Source organism: Streptomyces sp. NPDC057486, assembly GCF_042802415.1.
Lineage (GTDB): Bacteria > Actinomycetota > Actinomycetes > Streptomycetales > Streptomycetaceae > Streptomyces > Streptomyces yanii.
Genome location: NZ_JBHVEE010000008.1, coordinates 103313 through 130032 on the forward strand (window position 1 = coordinate 103313; position 26720 = coordinate 130032).

Annotated in this window: 21 protein-coding genes; 8 read left to right on the forward strand and 13 right to left on the reverse strand. The window is 68.6% G+C overall.

Annotation, left to right across the window (positions count from 1 at the left end):
- The first annotated feature begins 8 nt into the window (after positions 1-8).
- Together ACFU6I_RS06700 and ACFU6I_RS06705 are read left to right on the forward strand one after the other, a co-directional pair.
- Complete coding sequence (locus ACFU6I_RS06700) at positions 9-479, forward strand: PPOX class F420-dependent oxidoreductase (RefSeq protein WP_384362412.1); 471 nt, start codon at positions 9-11, stop codon at positions 477-479.
- A 13-nt stretch (positions 480-492) separates the two neighbouring features.
- Positions 493-1446: an NAD(P)-dependent oxidoreductase gene (locus ACFU6I_RS06705; protein WP_384362414.1), complete on the forward strand. Its 954-nt coding sequence runs from the start codon at positions 493-495 to the stop codon at positions 1444-1446.
- A gap of 255 nt (positions 1447-1701) precedes the next feature.
- On the opposite strand, the gene ACFU6I_RS06710 is transcribed toward ACFU6I_RS06705, so the two are convergent.
- Both ACFU6I_RS06710 and ACFU6I_RS06715 read right to left on the reverse strand, forming a co-directional pair.
- Positions 1702-2460 (reverse strand): TetR/AcrR family transcriptional regulator, encoded by a 759-nt coding sequence (locus tag ACFU6I_RS06710; protein WP_384362416.1) that lies wholly within the window; start codon positions 2458-2460, stop codon positions 1702-1704.
- A 107-nt stretch (positions 2461-2567) separates the two neighbouring features.
- Positions 2568-4091: an MFS transporter gene (locus tag ACFU6I_RS06715; protein ID WP_384362418.1), complete on the reverse strand. Its 1524-nt coding sequence runs from the start codon at positions 4089-4091 to the stop codon at positions 2568-2570.
- A 149-nt stretch (positions 4092-4240) separates the two neighbouring features.
- On the opposite strand from ACFU6I_RS06715, the gene ACFU6I_RS06720 reads away from it, so the two are divergent.
- A complete protein-coding gene (locus tag ACFU6I_RS06720; protein WP_384362420.1) occupies positions 4241-5080 on the forward strand; it encodes an endonuclease/exonuclease/phosphatase family protein in 840 nt (279 codons plus the stop codon).
- Positions 5081-5093: 13 nt separating this feature from the next.
- Here ACFU6I_RS06720 and ACFU6I_RS06725 read toward each other — a convergent pair whose 3' ends face one another.
- From ACFU6I_RS06725 to ACFU6I_RS06750, 6 genes are all read right to left on the reverse strand, one after another.
- Entirely contained in the window at positions 5094-7241 is a 2148-nt protein-coding gene (locus ACFU6I_RS06725; protein WP_384362422.1) for an ArnT family glycosyltransferase, read from the reverse strand.
- On the reverse strand, positions 7238-8548 hold the full coding sequence (locus ACFU6I_RS06730) for a glycosyltransferase (protein WP_384362424.1): 1311 nt from the start codon (positions 8546-8548) through the stop codon (positions 7238-7240). Before ACFU6I_RS06730 ends, ACFU6I_RS06725 begins: the two co-directional genes overlap by 4 nt.
- Before the next feature lie 26 nt (positions 8549-8574).
- A complete protein-coding gene (locus ACFU6I_RS06735) occupies positions 8575-10221 on the reverse strand; it encodes an ATP-binding protein (RefSeq protein ID WP_384362426.1) in 1647 nt (548 codons plus the stop codon).
- Positions 10214-10951 (reverse strand): response regulator transcription factor, encoded by a 738-nt coding sequence (locus ACFU6I_RS06740; RefSeq protein ID WP_266983553.1) that lies wholly within the window; start codon positions 10949-10951, stop codon positions 10214-10216. The genes ACFU6I_RS06735 and ACFU6I_RS06740 overlap by 8 nt, the downstream gene beginning before the upstream one ends.
- A 78-nt stretch (positions 10952-11029) precedes the next feature.
- Positions 11030-11908, reverse strand: a complete 879-nt coding sequence (locus ACFU6I_RS06745) for an amidohydrolase family protein (protein WP_384362428.1) — start codon at positions 11906-11908, stop codon at positions 11030-11032.
- Between the two features lie 40 nt (positions 11909-11948).
- Positions 11949-12854, reverse strand: coding sequence for a DUF2797 domain-containing protein (locus ACFU6I_RS06750; RefSeq protein WP_384362430.1), 906 nt, complete (start codon positions 12852-12854; stop codon positions 11949-11951).
- Between the two features lie 242 nt (positions 12855-13096).
- On the opposite strand from ACFU6I_RS06750, the gene sigJ reads away from it, so the two are divergent.
- Together sigJ and ACFU6I_RS06760 are read left to right on the forward strand one after the other, a co-directional pair.
- Positions 13097-14041, forward strand: coding sequence for an RNA polymerase sigma factor SigJ (sigJ, locus tag ACFU6I_RS06755; RefSeq protein WP_384362432.1), 945 nt, complete (start codon positions 13097-13099; stop codon positions 14039-14041).
- 93 nt (positions 14042-14134) lie between these two features.
- On the forward strand, positions 14135-15331 hold the full coding sequence (locus tag ACFU6I_RS06760) for an NAD(P)/FAD-dependent oxidoreductase (RefSeq protein ID WP_384362434.1): 1197 nt from the start codon (positions 14135-14137) through the stop codon (positions 15329-15331).
- A 465-nt stretch (positions 15332-15796) separates the two neighbouring features.
- Here the strand turns inward: ACFU6I_RS06760 and ACFU6I_RS06765 are convergent, their stop codons facing one another.
- The 3 genes from ACFU6I_RS06765 to ACFU6I_RS06775 form a co-directional block, all read right to left on the reverse strand.
- Complete coding sequence (locus ACFU6I_RS06765) at positions 15797-19393, reverse strand: DEAD/DEAH box helicase family protein (RefSeq protein WP_384362436.1); 3597 nt, start codon at positions 19391-19393, stop codon at positions 15797-15799.
- A gap of 203 nt (positions 19394-19596) precedes the next feature.
- Positions 19597-20802, reverse strand: coding sequence for a restriction endonuclease subunit S (locus tag ACFU6I_RS06770; protein WP_384362438.1), 1206 nt, complete (start codon positions 20800-20802; stop codon positions 19597-19599).
- A complete protein-coding gene (locus tag ACFU6I_RS06775; RefSeq protein WP_384362440.1) occupies positions 20799-22319 on the reverse strand; it encodes an N-6 DNA methylase in 1521 nt (506 codons plus the stop codon). The genes ACFU6I_RS06770 and ACFU6I_RS06775 overlap by 4 nt, the downstream gene beginning before the upstream one ends.
- A 336-nt stretch (positions 22320-22655) precedes the next feature.
- Here ACFU6I_RS06775 and ACFU6I_RS06780 point away from each other — a divergent pair, with 336 nt between their 5' ends.
- Positions 22656-23594: a DUF3800 domain-containing protein gene (locus ACFU6I_RS06780; protein WP_384362442.1), complete on the forward strand. Its 939-nt coding sequence runs from the start codon at positions 22656-22658 to the stop codon at positions 23592-23594.
- 402 nt (positions 23595-23996) lie between these two features.
- Here the strand turns inward: ACFU6I_RS06780 and ACFU6I_RS06785 are convergent, their stop codons facing one another.
- Positions 23997-24467 (reverse strand): NUDIX domain-containing protein, encoded by a 471-nt coding sequence (locus ACFU6I_RS06785; protein WP_384362444.1) that lies wholly within the window; start codon positions 24465-24467, stop codon positions 23997-23999.
- Positions 24468-24469: 2 nt separating this feature from the next.
- Complete coding sequence (locus tag ACFU6I_RS06790; RefSeq protein WP_384362446.1) at positions 24470-25216, reverse strand: helix-turn-helix domain-containing protein; 747 nt, start codon at positions 25214-25216, stop codon at positions 24470-24472.
- Between the two features lie 206 nt (positions 25217-25422).
- Here ACFU6I_RS06790 and ACFU6I_RS06795 point away from each other — a divergent pair, with 206 nt between their 5' ends.
- Both ACFU6I_RS06795 and ACFU6I_RS06800 read left to right on the forward strand, forming a co-directional pair.
- A complete protein-coding gene (locus ACFU6I_RS06795; RefSeq protein ID WP_384362460.1) occupies positions 25423-25662 on the forward strand; it encodes a hypothetical protein in 240 nt (79 codons plus the stop codon).
- Positions 25650-25895 carry a hypothetical protein gene (locus ACFU6I_RS06800; protein WP_384362448.1) on the forward strand — a complete coding sequence of 82 codons (246 nt, stop codon included), beginning with the start codon at positions 25650-25652 and terminating at the stop codon, positions 25893-25895. Before ACFU6I_RS06795 ends, ACFU6I_RS06800 begins: the two co-directional genes overlap by 13 nt.
- Positions 25896-26720 lie beyond the last annotated feature (825 nt).

Genomic DNA, 26720 nt, shown 5'->3' on the forward strand with positions numbered 1-26720 from the left:
CTGCGGACATGGCTCCCAACATCGCGACCAACACCGCCGTGGAACTCGATGAGTTGCTGGCGTTCGTACGGCCCCGGCACCGGGCGATCCTGCTGACCACCCGGGCCGACGGCCGCCCCCAGGGATCCCCGCTGACGTGCGGCGTCGACGACGCCGGCCGGATCGTCGTCTCGACCTACCCCGAACGGGCGAAGACCCGGAACGCGAAGCGGGACGAGCGCGTGAGCGTGATCGTCCTGTCGGACGACTGGAACGGGCCGTGGGTGCAGATCGACGGGTCGGCCGAGGTGATCGACGCGCCCGACTCGGTCGAGCCGCTCGTCGAGTACTTCCGGAACATCTCGGGAGAGCACCCGGACTGGGACGAGTACCGGGCGGCGATGGTGAAGCAGGGCAAGTCGATCATCCGGATCACTCCGGAGCGGTGGGGGCCCGTTGCTACGGGCGGTTTCCCCGCCCACCTGGCGCCCGGCAGCTGACGGCTGTCCCAGGATGAGTGAGAACGTCCTTCCGGCGCCGAGCCTGCTCGCGCGGGCCCGGCTGCTCGCCGCACCGACCGTCGGCGCCTCCGTCGTCCGCGGCCTGGAGCGGGTCACCGGCCGCCCGGTGGAACAGGGTTTCTCCGGCACACCGCCGGAGGAACCCTTCATCTGTGTCGGGGCCGCGCTGCCGGATGCGCTGCGGGGCGGGCCCCTGGTGTGGTTCCACAGCGTGAACGCCGGCACGGACACCCTGCTGAGCGCCGGACCATGGCCGTCCGGGGCGCTGCTCACCCGGACGGTGGGCCGCATGGGTGAGCGGATCGCCCAGTACGTACTGGCCTGGGTGCTCGCCGGCTGTCAGTCCGTCCCCGAGTTCGCCGCCCAGCACGCACGGGCCGAGTGGCGCCGTATCCCCTCCGAACTCGCCTCCGGGCAGACCGCCCTGATCTACGGGACCGGTCGCATCGGCTCGGCCGTCGCCGGCCTGCTGCGCGGGTGCGGCATCCGGACCGTGGGCGTGGGGCGCGGGGCAGGTACGGCGCCGGCGGGCTTCGACCGGGTCGTCGGGGCGGACGACGACGCCGAATCGCTCGCGTCCGCGCGCTGGGTGGTCTCCACACTGCCGCTGACCCCCGCGACGGACGGCTTCTTCGGGGCGGACCGGTTCGCGGGCATGGGCGGTGCCACGTTCATCAATGTCGGCAGGGGCGCGACCGTGGACATGCGTGCGCTGGAGGCCGGGCTGCGCTCCGGTGCGGTGGGCGGGGCGGTGCTCGACGTGCTCCCCGAGGAACCCGCCGTGCCCGGCGATCGCTGCTGGCAGCTGCCCCGTACGGTGATCACCTCGCACTCCGCGGGCATCACCGCGGACGAGGACGTCGTCACGGACTTCGCCGCGTGCTGGCAGGCGTTGGCGGCGGGGAGGGTGCCGGGGACTGCCGTGGACGTGCGGCGCGGGTACTGAAGGGTGCGGGACACACCCTGGAGGACGCCCCCGGGCGTTCCCCGGGGGTCTTTCCTCGGGGGTCTTTCCTCGGGGTCAAGGACCGACGACGCGGCAGATGTGCCGGAAAGATCTGCCGGGAAGCCCGCGGCGTCCGGTGCGTGCGATCGCAAGGCGGAGGATCGCCCTCGTACCGGACGTACGTGGACGACCCCGACAACGCAGCGAGCGTGCGTGCCGGGCGTCGCGGGGCAGGCGGGACTTCCGACACACGCCCTAGCGATCCCGCATCGCCTCGATCCCCGCGATCAGCAGGTCCAGTGCGAACGTGAAGTCCCGCTCGCGCATCTCCTCGACCGTGTCGCCGCCGCGGGCGTCCATCAGGTCCTGCGACGACTCGACGATCCGGCTGAGCTGCGGCTGGGACCGGATCGTGCGCATCGCCTGCTGGAAGTACTCGTCCTGGCTGAGGCCCGCCGCCGCGGAACGCTGCACGACATGGCCCTCGATGGTGCCGAATCCGTACACGAACTGGAAGACCGCGGAGAGAGCGCCCGTCTGCTGGTGCAGCGGCAGCCCGGTCGCCCGGATCACGTCCTGGACGGCGTACGAGAACAGCGTCGAGTGCGGGCCGATATTGAGGAAATGTCCGGCGAGCGGCGACACCCAGACGTGCCGGACCAGGAGCTCCCGGTAGGTGGTGGCCAGTTCGCGGAGCCGGTCGTGCCAGTGCGCCTCCTCCCGGGGAGGCGCGATCTCGCTGTAGACCGAGTCGAGGGCCAGCTCCAGCAGGTCGTCCTTGGTGTCGACGTACCAGTAGAGGGACATCGCGGTGACGTCCAGTTCGGCGGCGAGCCGGCGCATGGAGAACTTGGCGAGACCCTCGGCGTCCAGCAGCCGGACCGACGCCGCGGTGATCCTTTCGCGGTCGAGGCCGGCCGGCTGGTCCGATTTACGGGTGCGCGACGGTGCCCGCTGATCCAGCCACACACTGGTCCTGGCAGGGTTCTTCACTCGGTCGGCCGCGGACACCATGGCGCACTCTCCTCGTCTTGCCGGCGGGACGGACGGGATGACTGAACCGGATCCGTACCCCGTGCGCACGAACCGGATTCGCACAGTCCGGTACGCCCCGCCTGATGCTATGCCGCCGCCGCGGCCGAGTCTGCCTGAGGAGATTCTCCCCGCTCCGCCCGGCGCAGGAGCACGGCGGCCAGCAGCCCGCCCGCCAGCACCGCCACCGCCCCGACCAGCTGGCTGGTCTCCAGTCCCGAGGCGAAGGCGTCGGTGATCCGCTGTCGCTCGCCGTCGTCGGTCGCCGCGGCGAGCGCCGCGGGAAGCGAGGCGGCCCCGACGGCCGCCGGCACGAGCGCCGCGAACCGCGAATTCAGCACCGCGCCGAGGACCGCGACCCCCAGTCCGTTGCCGAACTCGGCGAGCGTGCCGTTGACCCCCGCGCCCACCCCCGCCTTCTCCGGCGGAATGGCGCTCATGATCGCGTTGGCCATGGCCGGCATGGCGAGTGCGATGCCCGCGCCCATGACGACCAGGCCGAGCAGCATGCCGCCGTAGCCGTTGCCGCCCAGCAGGGCGATCGCGGCGAGACCTGCGGCCAGCAGGCTCATTCCGGCAGCGATCGTGACGGGCGTGCCCAGCTTGGGCACCAGCCTGGCGCCCAGGCCCGTGAGGTTGAGCGCGACGACGCTCAGCGCCAGCGGTGCCGTGCGCAGCCCCGCCTCCAGCGGCTCGTATCCGAGGACGAACTGGAGCTGCTGGGTGAGCAGGAAGAGCGAGCCGCCCATCCCGAAGGCGACCAGGATCGCACCCGCGACCGCCCCGATGAACTTCTGGTTCCGGAAGAAGTGCATGTCCAGCATCGGGTACGGAATGTGCAGCTCCCACAGCACGAATCCGGTGAGGACACAGACCCCGGTGAACGCGGTCAGCAGCACCTGGCCCGAGGTCCAGCCGTGCCCCGGGCCGGAGATGATCGCGTACACGACGGAGGCCATGCCGATGGTGGACAGCAGCGCGCCGAGCAGGTCGGGGCGCTCGCCGCGCGGGTTCCTGGACTCCGGGACGAGACGGATCACGGCGGCCAGCCCGACGACCGCGACCGGGATGTTGATCAGGAAGATCGCGCCCCACCAGAAGTGGTCGAGCATCACTCCGCCGATCAGGGGTCCCACGGCGAAGCCGAGCGAGCTGACGGTCGACCAGACGCCGATCGCCTTGACCCGTTCGGTGTCGTCGAAGATCTGGACGACGACAGCAAGGGTCGTGGTCATCAGCAGCGCACCGCCGATGCCCATGCCGGCGCGGGCGGCGATCAACTGCACGGACGTCTGGGCCAGTCCGGCCACCAGCGAGCCGATGCCGAACAGGGCGAGCCCGGCGACCAGCATCTTCTTGCGGCCGTATCGGTCGGCGGAACTGCCTGCCGTGAGCAGCAGGCCCGACTGGACCAGCGAATAGGCGTTGATCATCCACTGCACATCGGCGGTGGACGCGTCCAGCTCCCGGGTGAGGGAGGGGATCGCGACGTTGAGGACGGTGTTGTCGAGCAGCACGGTGAGCTGGGCGAGGCAGATGACGCCGAGGATCAGCCAGCGTTGCGGGTGGCTCGGTGGCGAGAGGTGGTTCTGCTCGGCGGCGGTCGCCGTCATACGGGCTCCTTGCGCTCCTGGGGTTCCTGTACGGCGTACGAGGAAAGCGTTGTACACCGTAAAGCACCTCCCATACGGTGTACAAGCGACTTTCGCCGGGTACGGTGCTCGACGCTGATCAACAGGGAACCGACTAGGGCTGGAGTGGCATGTCACTGCGTCGTCGTACGGTGGAAGTCCTGATGGCCGCGGGTCTGTTGGGGGCGGCCGCCGTCCCGCCCGCCGGAGCTGCCGGGCAGGGGCATCCGGTGCCTCTGCGCGTCGCCACGTACAACATCCACGCCGGCTCGGGCGTGGACAACGTCTTCGATCTGGACCGGCAGGCGGCGGAACTCCGCGCGCTGGACGCCGATGTGATCGGGCTCCAGGAGGTCGACGTCCACTGGGGCACGCGCAGCGAGTGGCGCGATGTCGCGGGCGAGCTTGCGGAGCGGCTGGACATGCAGGTGTCGTTCGCCCCGATCTACAGCCTCGATCCGGAGACCCCCGGTGCGTCCCGGCGCGAGTTCGGGGTCGCGGTGCTGTCGAAGTACCGGATCGTGAGCGCCGAGAACCACGAGATCACCCGGCTCTCCACCCAGGTCGCCAACCCCGTGCCGGAGCCGGCGCCCGGCTTCGGCGAGGTGGTCGTACGGGTGAAGGGGGTGCCCGTGCATGTGTATGTGACGCACCTCGACTACCGCGGCGACCCGTCCGTGCGGATCGCACAGGTCGCCGACACCCGGCGGGTCATGGCGGAGGACGAGGGGCGGAAGGTGCTGCTCGGCGACTTCAACGCGGAGCCGGGTGCCCCGGAGCTGGCCCCGTTGTGGGAGGACCTGACCGATGCCGAACCGAATGCGCCGACCTTCCCCGCACTGGACCCGGTGAAGCGGATCGACTTCGTGGCGGTGTCGAAGGACGGCGTAGAGGTACGCGACGCGGCGGTGGCCGAGACACTTGCCTCGGACCACCGCCCGGTTGTCGCCGATCTGCTGCTCCGGCGCTGACGGCCGGTTCGGGTCAGCTCGTGGGCCGAGTCAGGTCGTAGAAGGTCGAACTGCCGACCGTGACCTTCTCGAAGGTGTCCTCGACCCACGAGCTGATCTCGGACGAGGTGCCGCTGTCGCCGCCCATCCCGCCCGTGCCGCTCGAAATGAAGTAGTGGATCCTTCCGTCCTCGACGTACTGCTTGAACCGGGCGAGCGTCGGGGACGGGTCACTGCCGTTGAATCCGCCGATCGCCATCACCGGGTCCCCGGTGGCGAGCTGGTAACTGGCGGCGTTCTGCGAGCCGATGGCCGCGGCCGCCCAGGTGTAGGCGTCGGCGTTCGTCTCCAGGAGCTTCTTGGCCCGGGAACTGACGGACGAGCCGTTCAGCAGACCGCCCATGCCGCCGCCTCCGCCCATGCTGCCTCCGCCCATGCCGCCTTCGGTCATGCCACCCGGGCCGCCGCCCGGCATGCCGTTCTGCTGATTGCCCTGGCCCTGGGCCTGGCCCTGTTGGCCACCGCCCGGGAAGCCGCCCGGGCCTCCGGCCGGCGGCCGGCCCATGCCACCGCCCTGCTGATTGGCCCGGCTGTTCTGACTGTTCCGGCCCGGAGGCTGCATTCCGCCACCTCCGGGACCACCCCGGCCACCGCCCGTCAGCCCGGCGCCCGACGGGCCGGCCGTGACGATCGAGCCCTGGTGCCCGGTGTTCAGCGTGCTGAGGGTGTACGCCGTCGGACCGGCCAGTGACGCGACGAAACCGATCCCCACCGCGGCGAGCGCCAGCCTGCGCCCGGCCCGGCCCGCGAGCAGCAGGCCCGCCGCTCCCACGAGACCGCCGATGAGGACGGCCCAGCGCAGCCACGGCAGGTAGTCCGGGGTCCGCCCCAGCAGGACGTACGACCAGAGCGCCGTGACAGCGACCGTGGCGCCGAGCACTCCGCTCGCCGCCCACTCGGCCCGCTCCTCCCACAGCACGGTGACTCCCATCCCGACGAGCGCCGCGATGTAGGGGGCCAGGGCGACCGTGTAGTACTGGTGGAAGATGCCGGCCATGAAACTGAAGACCACCGCGGTCATCAGCAGCGAGCCGCCCCAGGCGAGGAAGGCCGCGCGGGCGACGTCCGTCCGCTTCGCCCTCCGCGTGAGCCAGATGCCCGCGACGAGCAGGATCAGCGCGGCGGGCAGCAGCCAGGAGATCTGGCTGCCGATCTCGGAGTTGAACATCCGGCCGATGCCGGTCTCGCCCCACTGGCCACCGGACTGACCGCCCCCGCCTCCTCCGACGCTGCCGGTCTCGTCGCCGCTGATCCGGCCGAGCCCGTTGTAGCCGAAGGTCAGCTCCAGGAAGGAGTTGTTCTGCGAACCGCCGATGTACGGACGCGAGGATGCGGGCCAGAGCTCGACGATCGCCACCCACCAGCCGCCCGTGACGACCATCGCGACTGCGGAGAGGCCGAGTTGGCCGAACCGCTTCCGTACCGTCGTCGGCGCGCACACCGCGTACAGCACGGCCAGCGGCGGCAGGATCAAAAACGCCTGCAGGGTCTTCGACAGGAACGCGAGACCGACCGCGGCCCCTGCCCACACCAGCCACTTCGTCCGGCCGTGCTCCAGCGCCCGCAGCACGCAGTAGACCGTCACGGTCATCAGCAGCGCGAGCAGCGCGTCCGGGTTGTTGAAACGGAACATCAGCGCGGCGACGGGCGTGAGCGCGAACACCGCCATCGAGATCAGTCCGGCGGCCGCGCCGAACCGTCGCCGTACCGCCGCGTACAGCACACCGGCCGTCGCCACCCCCATCAGCACCTGGGGAACGAGAATCGCCCACGAGCTGAGGCCGAAGATCCGTACCGACAGGGCCATCGGCCAGAGCGTGGCCGGAGGCTTGTCGACGGTGATGGCATTGGCGGCGTCCAGCGAGCCGAAGAAGAACGCCTTCCAGCTCCGGCTGCCGGCCTGAACGGCCGCGGAGTAGAAGGAGTTGGCGTAGCCGGAGGCGCTGAGATTCCACAGGTAGGCCAGTGCGATGGCCAGGAGCAGGGTGAGGAAGGCGGGCCTCACCCAGCGAGGGTCCTCGGGCCTGCCCCGCCCGAAGCGCCGCAGGAACGGCTCCTCCGCAGCCGGTGCGGGCGTCGGCGACGCCGCCGGAAAACGGTCGGCGGGGTGCAGCGTGGTCATCGGACGTTCCCCGATTCGTGGTGAGTGTCGTCGGCATGGCCGGCCGTGGCGGCCGCGGGGGTGCGGTCCGGGAAGACCCAGGCGCGGAAGAGCAGGAACCGCAGCACGGTCGCCGCGAGGTTGGCCGCGATCAGCACGGCGAGCTCCGTACCGTGCGACGGCGATCCGGACGTCGTGCCCAGCGCCGCGAGCGAACCGCTGGTCAGTGCGAGGCCGATGGCGAAGACGACGAGGCCCTGCGCCTGATGGCGTACCGCGCCGCCACGGCCGCGTACGCCGAAGGTGAGCCTCCGATTGGCTGCCGTATTGGCGACGGCCGACACCAGCAGCGCGCCGCCGTTGGCGATCTGGGGGCCGGTGCCCAGTCGGAAGAGCGAGTACAGGGCGAGATAGAAGAGCGTGGAGAGCGCGCCCACGACACAGAACCCGACCAGCTGGCGGGCCAGGCCGCCCGGCACACCGCTCAGCCCGCGGTCGCGCGGATCGTCCCCGAAGGGGCGGGTGAGACGGTCCAGCGGCAGCGCCCCGACGGCCAGCGCCCGCCCCACCCGCCACACGCCTTTCAGATCCTCGGCAGCCGTCCGCACGATGTGGACCGTGGAATCGGGGTCGTCGATCCAGTCGACCGGCACCTCATGGATGCGCAGCCCGGCGCGCTCGGCGAGGACCAGCAGCTCGGTGTCGAAGAACCAGCCGGTGTCCTCGACCATCGGCAGCAGCCGCTGCGCGACGTCCTGCCGAATGGCCTTGAACCCGCACTGCGCGTCACTGAACCGTGCGGCCAGCGACGACCGGAGGATGAGGTTGTAGGCCCGCGAGATGAACTCCCGCTTCGATCCGCGCACGACCCGCGAACTGCGGGCCAGCCGCGACCCGATGGCCAGGTCCGAGTGGCCCGAGATCAGCGGGGCGACGAGCGGGAGCAGCGCGTTGAGATCGGTGGAGAGGTCGACGTCCATGTAGGCGAGGACCGGGGCGTCCGAATGCGACCAGACGGTGCGCAGCGCCCGCCCACGGCCCTTCTCCTGCAGCCGGTACGAGCGCACCCGTGGCAGTGTCCGCGCGAGCCCGGCCGCCACCTCGGGCGTGCGGTCGGTGCTCGCGTTGTCGGCGACGGTGATCCGGAAGGCGTACGGGAAGGTGCGCACCAGATGGTCGTGCAGGCGCAGCACACAGGTTTCGAGGTCCTTCTCCTCGTTGTAGACGGGTACCACCACATCGAGGACGGGGGCACCTGCCGCGTCGACCGCTCCGGCCAGGAGATGCTCCCGGGCCGGCAAGGTGCTCCAGGAAGAGTCGGTTCGCATGTCATCGACAGTCGCCAACTCCGCTGTCACACCGGTGTGACGGGCCTGTGCCTGTGCTGTGAGTCGGTACGGGCCGGCGGAACAGCCGGCTCCACCGCGGGCAGAACCGCAGGCAGCACCGCCGGCAGATGGACGGCGAAGACCGTGCACCCCGGCACCGACCGCACCTCCACCCGGCCGCCGTGCGCGGTGACGACAGCCTGCACGATGGCGAGGCCGAGCCCGGTGGAACCCGCGCTGCGCGAGCGCGACGCATCGCCGCGCGCGAACCGTTCGAAGACATGCGGCAGCAGCTGGGCAGGGATGCCCGGCCCGTCGTCCTGCACCTCCAGCGTCACCCACGGATGAGCGGCCCCGGTCCGTACGCGTGCGGTGACGGTGGTGCCGGGCGGGGTGTGCGTACGCGCATTGGCCAGCAGATTGACCAGCACCTGATGGAGCCTGGTCGGATCGGCGTGCACGGTCGCGGGTTCGTCGGGCAGCTCCAGCCGCCAGTGATGGCCCCGTTGCCCGGCCGCCCGGGCATCGCTCACCGCGTCGACGACGATCGGGGACAGATCAGTGCTCTCGTACGAGAGCGGGCGCCCGGCATCGAGACGGGCCAGGAGCAGCAGATCCTCCACCATGCCCGTCATCCGCTCCGCCTCGGACTCGATCCGCCCCAGCGCGTGCCGGGTGTCCGGACCGGTCTCCTCACGTCCGCGCCGGGTCAGTTCGGCGTAGCCGCGGATCGAGGCCAGCGGCGTCCGCAGCTCATGGCTGGCGTCCGCGACGAACTGCCGTACCCGCATCTCGCTCTCCTGGCGCACCGCGAGCGCCGAACCGACGTGCCCCAGCATCCGGTTGAGCGCCGCACCCACCTGTCCGACCTCGGTCCGCGGATCCGCTTCGGCATCCGGGACCCGCTCCAGGGGCGCCACCTCGCCGCTGTGCAGCCGGAGTTCGGAGATCCGGGTGGCGGTCGCGGCGACCCGGCGCAGCGGCCGCAGCGCGACCCCGACCATGGCCGCCCCGGCGATCCCGGCGGCGATCAGCCCGGCCCCGGTGACACAGACCTCGACGAGGATCAGGGTGGTGAGGGCGCCGCGTACCTCACCGGCGGGGATGCCGACGAGGACGGTCGTCGTCCCGTCCGCCCTCTCGACGGCCTCCACGCGGTACGAGCCGAGTCCGGGCAGATCGACGCTGCGCACCCCGTCCCCGACCTCGACGCCCGCCGCCTCCAGGGCCTTCCGCTCCGCGCCCTTCAGCGGCCTCACACCGGCCGCCGCGGTCTGTTCGAGGGCGGCGGAGCTGTCCTCGACCACGCTCGACGCGGTGATCGAGCCGTCCACGGAGACCGCACCGAGCGTGCCGAAAGGCTGCCCACGGGCGTCGATGAACGCCAGCGGATCGTCGTCCGGACCGTCGGCGGGCATCGGCAGGCCACCTTGGCCGGCCGCGCCGCCGCCCGGCGGCGGCTTCGAGGCCCGCATGGCGATGGAGTGCAGCTGGTCGTCGAGCTTGTTGTACATGTAGCTGTGGAAGGCGATGGTGGTGACCGAACCGATCACCGCGGCCACCACGGCGATGAGCGTCACCGCGGACACCACCAGCCGGGTCCGCAGCGTCCAGGGCCGCCGTCCCCGCCGCTCTCCCCGCCGCCGCGCCCGACCGCTCACCGGGCTATTCACCGGGCTTGATGAGATATCCGGCCCCGCGCCGGGTGTGGATCATCGGCGTCCGTCCGGCGTCGATCTTCTTGCGCAGATACGAGATGTACAGCTCGACGACGTTCGCCTGCCCGCCGAAGTCGTAGTTCCACACGCGGTCGAGGATCTGCGCCTTGCTCAGCACCCTTCGCGGATTGCGCATCAGGAAGCGCAGCAGCTCGAACTCGGTCGCGGTGAGGTGGATGGACGTCGTCCCCCGGCTCACCTCGTGGCTGTCCTCGTCCAGCACCAGGTCGCCGACGACGAGCGTCGACTCGCTCCGTACCGTCGCCGTCCCGGACCGCCGGATCAGCCCGCGCAGCCGAGCCACGACCTCCTCCAGGCTGAACGGCTTCGTCACATAGTCGTCGCCGCCCGCCGTGAGCCCGGCGATCCGGTCCTCCACCGAGTCGCGCGCGGTCAGGAACAGCACGGGGACTTCGGAGAGATCCCGGCGCAGCTTGCCGAGCACGGAGAGCCCGTCGGTGTCGGGCAGCATCACGTCGAGGATCACCGCGTCGGGCCGGAAGTCACGCGCCATGCGGACGGCACTCGCACCGTCCCCGGCGCTGCGCACCTCCCAGCCCTCGTAGCGCAGGGCCATGGACAGCAGCTCGGCGAGCGGCGCCTCGTCGTCCACGACCAGCACGCGGACGGGATTGCGGTCCGGCCTGAGCAGTTCGGTACGCCCCTGGGGGGTGGTCGTCGTCATGTCTCAACCCTGTGAGACGCCTCTGAGAGGGTCCTTTCCCGATCCTGTGAATTCCCTGAGAAACCAGGAAGCGCGGGCTCAGCGCCGGTCGAACATCGCGTGCGCGTTCCCGTAGCAGACCGCCCGCAGCCAGTCGTCCCCCAACTCCAACCGCTCCAGGACATGCAGCTGGTGCACGTACGGGTACGGAATGTTCGGGAAGTCCGTCCCCAGCAGGATCCGGTCCCCGAGATCGGCGAGCCGTCCGCGCTCCGCCGCCGGAAACGGCGTGCGGTCCTCCGAGAAGTCCGTGAACGCCATCGTCGTGTCGAGCCGCACCTCCGGGTACGCCTCCGCCAGCGCCAGGAACTCCGCGTACTCGGGCATCCCCATGTGTGCCACCACCAGCCGCAGCCGCGGATGCCGGGCGAGCAGCCGGCCGATCGGCTCGGGGCCGGTGTACTTGCCGGGTGCGGGACCGGACCCGCAGTGCATCACCACCGGAACCCCGGCGTCGGCGAGCAGCCCCCACACGGGCTCCAGCAGCGGATCGTTGGCGTCGTACGCCCCGACCTGGAGATGCGACTTGAAGATGCGCGCCCCCGCCTCGACCGCCTCGCGGACGTAACGCTCCACGCCCTCCTCGGGGAAGAGGGTCGCCGTGTGCAGGCAGTCGGGCACCCGGTGCGCGAAGTCGGCCGCCCAGCCGTTCAGCCAGGCCGCCATCCCCGCCTTGTGCGGGTAGAGCATCGAGGTGAACCGTCGCACCCCGAAGGACCGGAGCAGCGCGAGCCGTTCGTCCTCGTCGTGCCGGTAGGTGATCGGCCATTCCATGCCGGTCAGCGGTCCGGCGGAGTCGAAGTACGCCCACACCTTGCGGAGCACCTGCTCCGGCATGAAGTGGGTATGGACGTCGATCAGCCCCGGCAGCCCGAGGCGCTCCCAGAACCGCACCACATCATCGCTCTCGCCACTCATCGCGCACTCCTCACCCGGCCCGCCCGGACCACCGACGATCTCAGAACAGCCCGTCCTGCACGCCGCCGCCCCCGATGTCGACCACCGGCACGGTCACCCCCGACCGCGCATCGGCCCCCACCAGCTCCCACCCGGTCATCAGCCGGGTGTCCAGCACGACCACCCCGTCCGCGGTCGCCAGATGCAGATCGGGCCCGGCGGCCGCGGCCAGCCGCCCACCGACCACCCCGCCGTCCACCAGCTCCGTCACCGCCCGCCCCACCTCGACCGGTCCGCCCAGTCCGAACACCCCTGTGTGGTCGACGGGGTCGAACGGCAGCCGCTCCAGCGACTGCGGCCATCCCGCCCCCCGCTCCAGCGCCGCCGCCCGCCCGTACAGCTCCTCGACCTCCGCGACCCGCTCGGCGGCACCCGGCAGCACGGCCCGCACGGCGCGCTTGCGTGCGTACGGGATCCGGTCCGGCACGCCCAGCGCCGCACGGAGCAGCTCCTCGGTCCGCCGCGCCGCCATCAACGGGCCGCGCCCCAGCCAGCTGAAGACCACGGCCCCCTGCTCCCGCAGCCGCGCCGCACCCCGCTCCTCCGCGGTGATGCCCACCTTCACCATCCCGGGCCCGAACCAGGCGAGATAGACGCGGTACGTCCGGGGGTCGTCGGCGATCGTGTCGGCGGCCACCGAATGCGCCCGGTCCAGACGCGCGCACTCCGGGCACCGCGCCCCCGTACTCCGCCCGGACACCACGGCGCCCAGCGGACACACGTTTCCCCGCGCCCCCACACAGTGCCGCTCACCGCCTGCGCGGAACCCGAGCTCCTTCCCGTACGCGAGGACGCTCACCCGCGTCGAACCGCCCCCGCCCACCGCCCGGCCCTTCTCCCCGTCCTTCTGCCACCCCAGGACCGGCCCTTCTGGGGGCCATCGCAACCCGGTGCAGTGCCAGCTCATGCGTGCGATCGTAACGAGGCTCCGCGGCGGATCGGGGGTCTCCGTCGACCGGCCGCGCGGGGAAGGGCGATCGGCGCACGCGAGGGCCCGGGAGACACGGGCAACTCGATCCACCGAGTCCGGGAAACCGAACAGCACCGGTCGAGCGGCGCAGGGACGCAGGGACGCAGGGACGCAGGGACGCAGCCCAGGGTCCGTACGCGCCCTCCAGGAATCACGGGACAGCCCCTATGATCCGGGCCATGGCTCTGACCATGAACGACATGGACCGGTTCGAGGCCTCCATGCCCCGCCTGGAGGCCATCGCCTACCGCCTCCTCGGCTCCGCGAGCGATGCCGAGGACGCCGTGCAGGAAACGTTCCTGCGCTGGCAGGCCGCCGACATCGACCGCATCGAGGTCCCCGAGGCCTGGCTGACGAAGGTCCTCACCAACCTGTGCCTCAACCAGCTCACCTCGGCCCGCGCCCGTCGCGAGACCTATGTGGGCGAATGGCTGCCCGAGCCGCTGCTCGCCGGGGACCCGATGCTCGGCCCGGCCGACACCGCCGAGCAGCGCGAATCCGTCTCGTACGCGGTCCTCGCCCTCATGGAGCGCCTCTCCCCCAACGAGCGGGTGGTGTACGTCCTGCGGGAGGCCTTCGACTACCCGCACCGGCAGATCGCGGAGATCCTCGACATCACCGAGGCGGCCAGCCAGCAGATCTTCCACCGCGCCAAGAAGCACGTCGCGGACGGCAGGGCCCGCACCGAGATCGACGGGGCCGCCGCCCGCCGGATCGTCGAGGAGTTCCTCGCGGCCGCCACCAGCGGCCGTACCGAGCCGCTCGTGCGGCTGCTCACCGAGGACGCCATCGCGATCGGCGACGGCGGCGGGAAGGTCCCGGCCCGCGCCAAGGCGTTCGAGGGCGCCCTCGCGGTCGCCACATTCATGCGGGGCCTGTTCAAGCCCGGCACGGCCAAGCGCGCCATCGTCGGCGGCTCCCCCGAGATCTACGCCACGACCGCCAACGGCGCCCCCGCCCTCGTGGCTGTCCTCGACGGCCGGGTCATCGGCGTCATGTGCCTGGAGGTCACCGCCGGGGGCATCGCCGCGTTCCGCAACCAGGTCAACCCCGACAAGCTCGAACGCGCGACCCGGCGGTGGGCGGCCGCCGACCACGGGGAACCCCTGCTCAAAGCCTTCTGACCGCGATGTGAGGTGCTTCACATCCCGTTCTTGTCAGGAAACAGCGGGCTGCCCGGTTCAGGTGGCGAACCCGCGCGAGACAGGAGCAGGGAAATGCAGCACCGAATCATCGTCCTCGGCGCCGGATACACCGGAGCCATCGCTGCCGGTCGCCTCGCCAAGCGGCTGCGCCGCGAGGACGTCGCCATCACTCTCGTCAACGCCGAGCCCGACTTCGTCGAGCGCGTCCGGATGCACCAGCTGGCGGCCGGCCAGAACCTCAAGCCCCGGCCCTTCAGCGAGATGTTCGCGGGCACCGGCGTCGAACTGAAGCTCGCGAAGGTCACCGGTGTCGACGTCGACCGCAGGACTGTCGCCGTCACCGACGCGAACGGAGCCGAGGAGCTCGAGTACGACAGCCTCGTGTACGCCCTCGGCAGCGGCTGGAACACCCAGGGCGTCCCCGGCACCGCCGAGCACGCCCACGAGATCACCAGCCGCCCCGGAGCGCTCAGGCTGCGCAAGCGCCTGACCGGTCTGGACGCCGGACAGCCCGTGGTCGTCGTCGGCGGCGGCCTCACCGGCCTGGAGGCCGCGACCGAGATCGCCGAGGCCCGCCCGGACCTCGATATCGCCCTCGCCGCCCGCGGCGGGCTCGGAGACTGGCTCGGCCCCAAAGGCCGTCGGCACCTGCGGAAGGTCTTCGACGAGCTGGGCATCACCGTGCACGAGCACACCGCCGTCACCGGCGTGGACGCCGACAGCGTCACCACCGCCGACGGCACGTCCGTCCCGGCCGCGGTCACCGTGTGGACCACCGGCTTCGCGGTCCACCCGATCGCGAGGGCCACCGCTCTGGAGGTCACCGGCACAGGCCAGATCGTGGTCGACGGGACCATGCGCTCGGTCTCGCACCCGGACGTCTACGCCATCGGCGACGCGGCCATGGCCATGGGCCCGGGCGACAAGCCGCTGCGGATGTCGTGCGCCTCGGGCACTCCCACCGCGTGGCAGGCCGCCGACGCCATCGCGGCACGCCTGACCGGTCGGAAGCTCCCGAACACGCCGCTCCGCTACTTCAACCAGTGCATCTCACTGGGCCGCAGGGAAGGCGTGATCCAGTACGTCACCGCAGACGACCGCGCCGTCCCGGCGGCCCTGACCGGACGGCTCGCCGCCGTCTACAAGGAGCTGGTCTGCAAAGGCGCGGCCTGGGGCGTCGCCAACCCGACGCTCGGGATGCCGACCCGGCGCCGCCGCGTCGTGCTGGAGCGGGCCCGGACGGGCTCGGACGTCAAGGCGTCGGCCTGACCCTGCCGTGCTTCTGCGGGCCCTGGACGACAACTCGGGCCCCGGCCCGCACAGGTGGGTGAAGCCGCGCAGGTCGGCCGCCACTGCCATGTGGCCTCGGGCACGGCGAAGGGTCACTGCGGATTCCGGCTCGCCGGGTCGAACTGGGCGCTCGCCCTTGCCTCCTGGCCTCAGCACCCTGTGGCTCCACGGCGCGTCAAACACTGCCGTCACCGCAAAAGCCGGAGGCCCTCAGGATTTCTCCTGAGGGCCTCCGGCCTGCTGTGCACTCGGCAGGATTCGAACCTGCAACCTTCTGATCCGTAGGATCGGGCAGGCCGTTGGGCGGAGGCTCCGCTTTCCTCCCGGCTGATCGCTGATCGTCGTGATCAACAGCCTGTGTGTGCCGTCGTTGCCGTCAGGGTTGCCGTCAGCTCGGAACAGTGGCACCGGCTCGCAGCGTAGGCGATCGCCGCGACGCCGAGCCTAGGCCGCCAAGGTGGTGGGCCTGGCTGTCCGCTCCAGTTCCTTGAAGATGACGTTGAGGACTTCGAGTTCCTCACCGGTGAACAGGTCGTCGGGGCCGCCCGGGGCAAGATCGGCAAACGAATCCTCGTAGAGGTCGCCCAAGCCCAGGATTCCGCGCTTTGCCACCGTATCGATGATCAACGTCAGGAAGTCGATCTGGCGGGAGCTGAGCTGGTTACCCGTGCAGAAGACCTCGAACGCCTTCTGTGCGGCCTGTCGATCCAGCCCGCACAGCCCGCGCACGAACACGCCGAGGCCGCCGGAGGACCGCACCTCGTCGAGGTCCTCCGGGGAGGCGATGGCCTCTGACAGGAAGATCTCCTCCAGGTCCGCGAGATCGAGTTCGGTGATCTGCTCATTGAGACGCAGTTTGCGCACCACCGGCTGGCCCTCGTGGCGCAGGAGGTAGGCGCGGGCCTTCTGCTTGAAGCGCTGCTCGTCCGTGCCCTGGGGCATCCCTTGGATCTCGGCCTCGGTGATGTCGCCGAGCGTGTCAGCGAAGTCGGTGTAGACGACGTTCCGCTTGACCTTGGGGTCGGTGAGACGCGCCAGTCGGCGCATACGGCGCCGCATGTCCTCAAGCAGCGGGAGCGTGACGCCGTCCCACCACTCGTCGCCCGCCACCGCTTCCAGCAGCTCGGCCTGCTCGCCGACCGCCGGGATGTTGGTCTTGGTGAGCAGGTTGGAAGCGATGTCCTGGATCTTCGCGCGCAGCTTGGCGAACTCCTTGCCGCCTTCCAGCGCGGCGAGCTGGAGACCGTACGCCATCAGGTCGAACCGCTTGGCCTCCTCGCCCGTCTCCTCGTCGTCCGGGCGGAACTCGCTGGGCAGTCCGAGCAGGTGCTCACGGATCGCGGTGTCCGCGTCGTCGTCCACCCGGTGCCAGCTGCCGAAGTCACTGAAGACCTCGATCTCCCTGCGGTGCGGACGGACCAGGAAGTTGTCCAGGTTCATGCCGGTGACGGTGTGGTGCAGCCGGTGGGCCAGCGACCAGCGGATCTCCGCCTCGGTGCCGATCGCGTCGGGGCCGGCGTCCCGTGCCGGATCGGGCTGCTGCCGCTTGTCCAGGACCCGTACGAGATCGAGCTGGCGCTGGAGGAGCTTTTCAGTGAGGGTGACGGCCCTGCGCCCCTCCGACCGGTCGAGCTGACTGTTGAAGAAGTCGATGTTGCCGCAGAAGTCGAAGACGTAGAAGTTCTGCTTGTTGTGCTCGGGGTCGTCGGGGTCGGGGCCGTAGAGGGCGGGGCGCAGGCGGGTACCGCGGCCGATCATCTGCCAGAACTTAGTCTTGGAGAAGACGGGCTTGGCGAAGACCAGGTTCACCACCTCGGGCACGTCGATGCCGGTGTCAAGCATGTCGACGGAGATGGCGATGTCGGGGGCATTCGGCGGGTTCTTGGGGTTGGAGAAGTCGTCGATGAGGGACTGGGCGTATGTCTCCTCGTACGTGATCACGCGCGCCGTGTGGCCAGCACCCTGCGGGTAGTTCGCGTTGTAGCGCTCCTCTATGTACCGGGCGTGGTCGTTGTTCTTCGCGAAGATGATCGTCTTGCCGAGCCGGTCGCCGCCCTCGACGCGGTGGCCGCGCGTCATCAGCGTCTCCAGCATCTTGTCCACGGTGTCCTCGTTGAAGAGGAACTTGTTCATCTCGTGCCGGCCCACCGCGTCCGGGATGTCACCGTCCTCAGTCCACTCCTTGGCGTCCCACTCGGCCTTCTCCTCTTCCGAGAGGTCGGCGTACCGAATGCCCTGCTCCATGAACTTCAGCGGTACCTTCACCGCCTTGGGGGGGACGAGGTAGCCCTCGGCGGCGGCTTCCTGGAGGTCGTAGGAGTCGGTCGGGACCCCGTCCTCCATGGCGAACAGCTTGTACGTGTTGTGGTCGATCTCGTCCTTGGGTGTCGCCGTCAGGCCGAGCAACAGCGAGTCGAAGTAGCGGAACAGCTCACCGTACTTCGCGTACACCGAGCGGTGGGCCTCGTCGATGACGATCAGGTCGAAGTAGCCGGGGCCGAAGCGCCGACGGCCCGCACCGTCGGTGACATCGATCTGCTTCATCATCGTCTGGTACGTGGAGAGGTAGACGCGGGCCGAGGCGGCCTTGTCGTCGAGGAGGCTGGCCGCGGGGGTGTTCGGCAGGTTCTCCTTAAACGCCTTCATCGCCTGGGTGACCAGCGCCTGCCGGTCGGCGAGGAACAGCACCCGCTGCGCCCAGCCCGCCTTCATCAGCTGGTCCACGAGGGCCACGGTGGTACGGGTCTTGCCGGTGCCGGTCGCCATGACGAGCAGCGCCTGGCGGCCTCGGTCCCGTTCGAAGGTCTCGCCCACCCGCTTGATCGCGCGGAGCTGGTAGGGGCGGCCGGCGATCTTCTCGTTCACCGGCGTGGCCGTGAGGGAGAGGCGTCCGGCGCGCTGGCGGATGTGCCAGTGCAGCTCATCCTTCGTGAAGAAGCCCTGCACCTGGCGGGGCGGGTAGCGGAGGCCGTCGTCCCAGAGGTAGGTCTCGTAGCCGTTGGTGTAGAAGATCACCGGGCGGCGGTTGAACTGTGCCTCAAGCGCGTCGGCGTACAGCTTCGCCTGCTGCTGCCCGTCGCGGGCGTCCCGCTGGGTCCGTTTGGCCTCGACGACGGCGAGGGGCCTGCCGTCGTCGCCCCAGAGCACGTAGTCGACAAACCCCTTGCCCGTCTTGGTGGGCATCCCGGTTGCTATCGGGTATTCAGTGTCCTTGCCCCGGGTGAGGAGGTCCCAGCCCGCTTCCTTGAGGAGTAGGTCGATGAAGGCGTCCCGGGTCGCCTGCTCGTCGTAGTCGTGGTCGTCCCGCACGGCCCGGTTGGCGGCCTTCGCGGCGGCGATCTGCGCCTTGAGCTCTTCGAGCTGCCGGGCGAGGTCCGCGTTCTGGGCCCGCTCGGCCGCGAGCTGCTCGGCCTGCGCCTTGAAGCGTGCCTTGTCCTCCGCCTCTTTAGCCTTGAGCTCGGCCTGCTTTAGCGCCCGGGCCTGGGGGGAGAGGGGCCGGGGTACGGCGCTGGTGTCGAACTCCAGCCCGGCGGGCGGCAGCGCGGCAGCCTGGCGGGTGTAGGTACGGGCGAACCAGTAGAGGGAGTGGAACAGCTCCTTGACGCTGGCCTCGGCGACGGTTCTCGGGACCGGGGCGGCCTTGTGGACGGCGTTGTTGCCGTGCCGGCGGATGAGGTCCATCTTGGCGTTGACCGTCGGCCCGACGAGCTGCCGGAAGCTCGGCTCGTGGAGCATCGCCGCGAGATCTTTTTTGTAGGGCTCGCTGAGGCTGCTGTCCTTGTCGTACATCCAGCGCGCTGTGATCTCGATGGCGCGGCGAGCGTAGAAGCAGGCGGCACGGGGGTCGTGGTGGATGAGCCGCTCGGCGCGGATCGCCTCGTCGTAGAGGGCGGGCCACTCGGCGCAGAGGAAGGCGAAGTTGCCGGTCGCGGTACGGCCGACGTTGTCGGCTGCGGCGCGGTCACGGGCGCTTTTGCCGTAGTCGGCCTGGCCCTGGCCGTCGCTGTTCTGGCTGCTCTGACCGTTCTGGTCGCTACCCATGCGGTGCGGTGTCCCTCTCCCCTGGGGCGGCACTGCCGAACGGGCCCGGGGCTCGGCGTCCCCCGGCCCGCACGAGGCCGACATATCCGTCTGTCTGCTATGGCAGAACCGCCCGGGTGCCAGGCTCCCCTGCCCGGCCGCACGGACGGCGTGTGGTGCTGGTGATGCGGTTGGTGCTGCGCACCGGGTACGGCGGGAGCGGCTTACGCGGCTTCGCCGAGGGCTTCATGATCCCAGAGAGCGCCGGAGAAGGCACGGTGCTGGAGGGAGGTGAAGAGTTCATCGAGGGTGGCGAGATGAGTTACGTGTACCGCACGCTGCTGCGTCACGCTGCGTGCTCTCTCTGCAAATTTGGAACGCAGATGAGAGGGCGGAAACACCACAGGCGCACTCTTGATTTGCTTAATATTGAGCGTAGGCTGCGCAACTGTACGCAACTCCCTGGTGAAATAATGCTGCGCAAAATCCATACGCAGATAAGCAGCCAGGTATTCGCGATCTACATCGCCAGCGACTGGGACCCGTGCGACAGCGCGAGCAACGTTGGAACCCACATCGTCGGGGCCAACAATGGATACTTCACCAATTGCACCGACGCAGCCGATAAGGATCTCATTTCCCTTAATCCTGGATCGGGAATAACTTGACTCAATATCCGGAGAAATTTGCATCAGCGATGATCTATCAACCCCAAATCGCCCCAGGTCTCCGGACCGGATCAAGGGAATCCCGCCCTCGACATGCCGACCAGGCTGCACTACGCCATAGTTGATTCGATCGCCCTCCGCAACCAAAGTCTCGAGCTCGCGAACTTCAAAGCCGCGAATGTTCATAGAAGGGTCGCCGAACATGTCGAGGAAGATGGACTGGGTGAGGTCGTCGAGGAGGGCGATGGCCTCTCGACGCTTGGCGCGAAGGATGTCCACCTGGTCGAGTACGGCGGCGATGCGCCTTTGCTCTGCGGGATGCGGAAGCGGAACGATGAACTCCGCCAGCTTCTTTTTGTTGAGATTCTTACCCATGGCCGCGTCATCGGCATCACGAAGCAAGTCGGCGCACTTTAGAGCCCAGTACAAAAATTCAGGGCGAGTGCGAGATTCATCCTTAATCGACAATGCAGCAATGGCTTCATTCGTATACATAGGAACTCGAGAGAACCCTAGCTTGCCAACGCTGAGCTTAAAACTCAAAAGTAGCGTACCAGGTTGAACGAGCCGTCCAGCCGGGCCATCCGCAGCAAGACTAGTGACTTGCTCTTTCGTTACTCTGAGGTCGCGACCCTGATTCATATCAGCAATTGACAACCACGGCATACCCCCTCCCCAGTATTTCCGCTCTGCGCGCGGAGGTGTTTTACCGATGGTGATGTCGCAGAGATCTCCCAGCGCAGCTTCCGGCCACCGACTCATGCCAGCATCCCCTTCAACTCCGCGATACCCTTGGCGATCTCCTCGTTCAGTTGCTCCAGCTGCGAAAGGATTTCTGCCGGCGCCCGCGTCACGATTTCCTCATGGACGGTTTCCTTGTAGCGGTTCAAGGAGAGGTCGTAGCCCTGGGCCGCGATGTCCGCCTTTGGTACGCAGAAGCTCTGCTCGGTCCTCGCCCGGTCCCTCTCGGTGCCGTCTCGTTCTTGCCAGCGGGCCAGAACGTCCGGGAGGTTGTTCTTCAGGAGTTCGTTCGGCGTCAGCGGGTCGCCCTGCGGGCGGACGCCCAGGCGCTCCTCCGGAAGCAGCGGGTTGCGCTTGTCGTCCAGGCTGAGGCCGTCCGCCTGCACGTCGTAGAACCAGACGTGGTCCGTGCCGCCCGAGTCCGTCTTCGTGAAGAACAGGATCGCCGTCGACACACCGGCGTACGGCTTGAAGACCCCGCTCGGGAGCTTGACCACCGCCTGGAGTTGCTGTTCCTCCACCAGGATGCGGCGCAGCTCCTTGTGCGCCTTGGTCGAACCGAACAGCACCCCATCAGGGACGATGACGGCCGCCCGGCCACCAGGCTTCAGGAGCCGCAAGAACAGGGCCAGGAACAGTAGTTCCGTCTTCTTCGTCCTGACGATGCGCTGGAGGTCCACCGCCGTGGACTCGTAGTCCAGGCTCCCCGCGAAAGGCGGGTTCGCGAGGATCAGGGAGTAGCGCTCGGCCTCGCCAGCCGCGCTCTCCGCAAGCGAGTCACGGTGCCGGATGTCCGGGTTCTCCACGCCGTGGAGCAACATGTTCATGGAGCCGATGCGGAGCATCGTGTTGTCGAAGTCGAAGCCGTGGAACGTCTTCTCGTTGAAGCGCTTGCGCTGCTCGACACCTAGCAGCGCCTCGCGGTGCACCCGCTGCATGTACGACGCCGCCTGCACCAGGAAGCCAGCCGTGCCGCACGCCGGGTCACAGATCTCGTCGCGCGGCCCCGGCTGGGTCATCTCGACCATCAGGTCGATGATGTGGCGCGGCGTGCGGAACTGACCGTTCTGGCCGGCCGTGGCGATCTTCGCGAGCAGGTACTCGTAGATGTCACCCTTGGTGTCGCTGCTGTCCATGGAGATGCCGTCGAGCAGGTCGACGACCTTCGCGAGCAAGTTGGGCCCCGGAATCGTGAACCGGGCGTCCTTCATGTGGTGGGAGTACGTCGATTCGTCCCCACCCATGCGGCGCAGGTACGGGAAGACGCCGTCGGCGACGAGCCCGTACATGATCTCGGGGTCCTTGACCTTGAAGTTCTGCCAGCGCAGATCCTGCTGATCGTCCGAGAAGAAGGGGTCCGGGTCGGGCTTGCCCGTCGCGGTCGCCTTGCGGTCCTTGCGGGTCTGGATCTCGTCCAGCCGCTTGATGAAGAGCAGGTACGTGATCTGCTCCATCACCTCCAGCGGATTGGAGATGCCGCCCGACCAAAACGCGTCCCAGACGCGCCCCACCTTGCTCTTCAGTTCGCCCGTAATCACACAGAGGATCCTACGGCCCCCGGACCTCATGTCATCCAGACTTGACAACCCCGAGGCTCCACCACATTGCGGCTCAGATGTCGACCTCCGCGCACACCCTCTCGCCCGGCCCGCCATCACGCATCGTCGCCGTCGCGCCGGCCGCCTCGGCGGCGTTCCTCGGCTTCGCCAGTCAAGGTTGACCGAAACCTGTACCACCTAACGTGCTCTCGGCTTGACCGACCGTAGTCGTTCTCGGCAGGATTGGACTCAGCAAGCAAAACATCGCGCATATGGCTGCGCAGACCCTGTGGCCGTCCCTTCGGGGGCGGCCACAGATGTGCTTCGGGAGATTCGGTGCATCTGTGCTACATCGACGAGGCGGGCAACGGGCAGACACTCGACCCCATGAGGCCTGACGCCCCTCCGGTCCTCGTCGTCGGCGGATTCACCGTGCCCCGAGCCCAGGTCAAGTCCCTCACCTGGGCCTTTCTTGACGTCAAGAAGCACTACCGGCCGCAGTTGCGGAACGCGGACCAGCTCTCCGAGGTGATCCAGCACGAGATCAAGGGCTCGGACGTCCGCAAGAACCTCCGTGCCGGCAACCACGGCTGGCGACGTGCGGCCATGGAGCTTGTGGCTTCGCTGCTCGACACATTGGAATCCCACGAAGCCCGCATCCTCGCCCGCGTGTGGATCAAAGAGGAAGGGCTGGCGTTCGATGAGTCCGGGGTCTACCCGGCCTCCGTCGCCGCGCTGAACGAGACCTTCCAGGCTCAGCTCGCCCATGAGCACTCGCGCGGCATGATGGTCCTCGACAGCCGCACGAAGGTGAAGAACGCTCCCAATGTGCACTGCGTTACCACCCGCAAGTACCGCACGGGCGGTGACAGCCTCCGCGGGGTCATCGAGTCGCCGGTCTTCGGCCACAGCGACACCCACACGCTCCTCCAGCTCGCCGATCTCGTGGTGTCCTCCCTGCTGTTCCCCATCGCGTGCCACGCCTACCTGGGCGACGTGACGTGGAACGTGCACTGTGACGACGCTTACCAGCCATTGCGGGAGCAGTACGGGCGGCGGCTGAAGAAGCTGCAGTTCCGGTACCAGGACCCCATGGGGAAGTGGCGCGGCGGGATCGTCGTGTCCGACCGGCGGACGCAACAGCCGTCCAGCCTGATGTTCGGACCTAAGAAGACTGTCACCGTTCCGACTACTGCGATCCCGGGACAGCCGGGAGCTCCGGACCCCGAGCGGCGCGAGGCCGAGCTGGACGGCGGTTTGCCGCCTCTCCCGTAACGGGACGACACCCGACAGGGGCGACAGCTTTCGCAGCCCATTTGCCCAGCTCAACGACCGTACACACCTCAAATGCTCGCAGCTTCCCAAGCTGAAGGTTCCGGCCGTCTCACCGGCCAGCCGTCGCCGCTTGCTCTGGTCGACGACATACCTCGATAACGTGGCTGAGGCCGGTGAGGGTGTAGCGAGGCATCCGCGTGCGTGGTCGGTCGGCGCACCCGCCGTCGTAGCTGACTGTCGTCGGCTGAGTTCGTGCCACTGTCGTGCCAGATGCCGGGGTCAGCCACGGCCAACGGGGGAGCCTTGCGGTCGAGTCGTCGGCAGCCTGACCTGGTATTGAAGCCCCAGCTCAACGGCACGATGGCGCTGTCTCTCTCCTAAAAGCGGGTGTCGCGGGGGCAATCAGCCGAGGTAGGGCCGCTCACGGTGCTCCAGGAAGTGGCGGATCCGGAGTTGCTGCGTGTGGTGCATCGGCAGCTGATCGATCTCCTCCGCCGGGACGAACCGCAGCTCCGTGGACTCGTTCGAGATCGCGAGCCGGCCCCCGATCACACGGGCGGTGAAGCAGACGTTGAACTGCCTGCGCACCTCACCGTCCGAGTAGGCGATGACGTGGCGAGGGTCGGTGTAGGTGCCCACAAGCCCGGTGATCTCTACGTCCAGACCGGTTTCTTCCTTCACCTCGCGGACGGCCGTTCCTGGGAGTGAATCGGTCATCTCCATGCCGCCGCCAGGTAGCGCCCAAAGATCGTTATCCCGGCGGCGCTGAAGGAGTACGCGCCCTTCGTTGTCGGTAACCACGGCGGACGCAGCAACCACCAAGCTGTTTGGCTCTGGCGCCGTTGGGTCGTCGTAGTACTCGGTCCGTGCCATGGTCACCCCTCCTGCCGTACCGGCTTCGCTGACGCCCATACAGCGTCGAAGCTCTCGGCGTAGGTGTCGAACATGCCGCCTTCCCCGTTACGGCGGAGATGCCACACAGGGGCGCCGTACGCGTTCACTCCCCAGACATGGGCGTTGATCAGTACTTGATCATCGGCGCGGTACAGGGAGTTGTAGAGCGTTGTTCCGTGGGTCCTTATTTCGACCCCAGACACGCCGATCAGAGGGCGGTAGTGCATCAGTGCCAATCGGCAACGGGACTCGATGCCGTGGCCGAACCTCTCCTCCTGGCCGCGCGCCTGGACGTTCGCGCTCTCGGCGTCGCCCACCGCAATGCGAACGGTGCAGCCTTCGGCGGCTCGTTCGCGCAGCAGATCGTTGAGCCGTGGGTACGCCTCATGCAGGAAGACGGCCGCGTACACCAGCACGTCGATGCGGTCGCGGGCCTGCGTCAGCATGTCCACGAACGTGGACACGGGGATGTCTGCACGCTTCTCGTAGAGGGCGACGAGTTCCGGGCTGATAGCGCGGGCGGCGCGGGCTTGCCGAAGTGCCGGCCAGAGTGCGTGCACGTCTTCTCCTAGGGCTTCAGCCGCCTGCAAGGCGGCGGCCCGGCGCGGCGTACGGCCCAGATTCACCCATCGCTCGACCGACTTGGGGTCGACATCGACGGCCTTTGCAAGGGCGGCGTACGTCCAGCCTCCGGCCGCCATGACGGCACGTAGTCTCTCGTTCTGCATGAGTCTCCCCTTGACCCTTGGGACGGCACTAGGGACGTTCTACCCGACGCGGGACGTCCTGGAGTGGTGTTCTGCGGTGGTTCCTAGGTCCTACCGGTTGACCCGATGCTTCTCCGCATGAGTACGGACGGACGCCGACTGCTTGCCGAGTGACGCGGCACCACAGTTCGGAGCCGATTCGTTCCCTCGGATAGGAGGAGGCGTAAGTGATCGACAAGGCGGGTCTACCGGTTGTCGGTGCCCTCGTGGTGGATGAGCGCACTGACAAGACGGGCGTCGTCATGGGGCATGAGGGCCCATACGTACAACTCCGTCCGCCTCGTGGTGGCACCGAATGGGATGCACCGCCCGAAGCACTTCGTCAGCCCACCCAAGCCGAAGAACTGAGCGCCAAGGTGTCCTTGGCCAACGGGATGTCCTGGGACAACGGACGGTGGGAGCTGTGAGTCCTCGGGCCGTACTGCGGTTTGAGACCTGGACCCTCGAACCCGACCAGGAACCCGACGCTGAACCGACGACGTACGCCATGCAGTGTGCTGTCGACGGCGAGACGTCACCGGTCAGTGAAGACTTCGCCAAGCCTCAGAGCTGGGTCCTCAAGCATTGCGGCAAACACCCTTCGCACCACACCTATCGCGAAATCATCACGCGTCCTTGGCGGACTTGGAGGCGAGCCTGATGCGCCGAGCGATCACCCGGTTAGGGCACTTCACCGGCCCACTGCTGATCATCATGATCTCGGGATCATGCGGCCTGGTCATCGGCTTCGCGCTGGCGTCCGGAGTACCTCTCCTCTGAACCCCCGCCCCCATCGACTGAAGCCGCAATGTGTTCCCCCACGTTCAACGGGCTCGATGGGGGCGGGTTCTACATCTGCATCCGGCTCGCCCGGACCGTGCGGCCTTCGGCCTTGATACGAGCGGCAAGCGCCAACAGCAAGAAACCGGACCACCCGTCAGCCTGGACAGCATTCCGGGTGGTCCGGTCGCGGAAGCCCTGATCAGGACCCCGGTGCCGATGGTACCGGGGCGGCCGGCGTGCTCGAACGCGGGTGCGACTGCAACCCCGGTTCCCGTATACCGAGTTGAACAGGATCAATGTTGCGGCGCAGTCGATGGAAACCGAGTTCTGACCTCGGCCACCGAAAGTCAGCCAGGACGGCGGGATGGACGAACGAGCACCCGTCACGTATGTCTCCAGCAACCCCATACCGTCCCCAGCCACGCTATTTCTACGCGTCACGGACCGCACCACTGTTCGACCTTGGCGTTGTCGACGCGACATGCGGACTGCGTTCGTTCTGCGGCCCTTGGGACTGGGCGCCTACGGTTCACCGGACGATTGAGGAGCATGGCCAGGGCTGGTCCGCGACGGGCCGGCCCTGGTGCTCGAAGTGTCCTGGTTACTTTCTGATCTTGCTGTCCGCCTGGGCGAAGCTGTGCGCTGAGCGGCTCGGGGCCGCCGCAGCGGTGGCGGAGACTTGGAGCGGCGGCGGCCCCGGGCC

Coding starts and splice junctions, on each gene's coding strand:
- ACFU6I_RS06750 (WP_384362430.1), bottom strand. CDS start 12,854: ATGAGCTGGCACTGCACCGGGTTGCGATGGCCCCCAGAAGGGCCGGTC.
- ACFU6I_RS06760 (WP_384362434.1), top strand. CDS start 14,135: ATGCAGCACCGAATCATCGTCCTCGGCGCCGGATACACCGGAGCCATC.
- ACFU6I_RS06705 (WP_384362414.1), top strand. CDS start 493: ATGAGTGAGAACGTCCTTCCGGCGCCGAGCCTGCTCGCGCGGGCCCGG.
- ACFU6I_RS06785 (WP_384362444.1), bottom strand. CDS start 24,467: ATGGCACGGACCGAGTACTACGACGACCCAACGGCGCCAGAGCCAAAC.
- ACFU6I_RS06790 (WP_384362446.1), bottom strand. CDS start 25,216: ATGCAGAACGAGAGACTACGTGCCGTCATGGCGGCCGGAGGCTGGACG.
- ACFU6I_RS06745 (WP_384362428.1), bottom strand. CDS start 11,908: ATGAGTGGCGAGAGCGATGATGTGGTGCGGTTCTGGGAGCGCCTCGGG.
- ACFU6I_RS06720 (WP_384362420.1), top strand. CDS start 4,241: ATGTCACTGCGTCGTCGTACGGTGGAAGTCCTGATGGCCGCGGGTCTG.
- ACFU6I_RS06770 (WP_384362438.1), bottom strand. CDS start 20,802: ATGAGTCGGTGGCCGGAAGCTGCGCTGGGAGATCTCTGCGACATCACC.
- ACFU6I_RS06710 (WP_384362416.1), bottom strand. CDS start 2,460: ATGGTGTCCGCGGCCGACCGAGTGAAGAACCCTGCCAGGACCAGTGTG.
- ACFU6I_RS06715 (WP_384362418.1), bottom strand. CDS start 4,091: ATGACGGCGACCGCCGCCGAGCAGAACCACCTCTCGCCACCGAGCCAC.
- ACFU6I_RS06740 (WP_266983553.1), bottom strand. CDS start 10,951: ATGACGACGACCACCCCCCAGGGGCGTACCGAACTGCTCAGGCCGGAC.
- ACFU6I_RS06725 (WP_384362422.1), bottom strand. CDS start 7,241: ATGACCACGCTGCACCCCGCCGACCGTTTTCCGGCGGCGTCGCCGACG.
- sigJ (WP_384362432.1), top strand. CDS start 13,097: ATGGCTCTGACCATGAACGACATGGACCGGTTCGAGGCCTCCATGCCC.
- ACFU6I_RS06765 (WP_384362436.1), bottom strand. CDS start 19,393: ATGGGTAGCGACCAGAACGGTCAGAGCAGCCAGAACAGCGACGGCCAG.
- ACFU6I_RS06700 (WP_384362412.1), top strand. CDS start 9: ATGGCTCCCAACATCGCGACCAACACCGCCGTGGAACTCGATGAGTTG.
- ACFU6I_RS06730 (WP_384362424.1), bottom strand. CDS start 8,548: ATGCGAACCGACTCTTCCTGGAGCACCTTGCCGGCCCGGGAGCATCTC.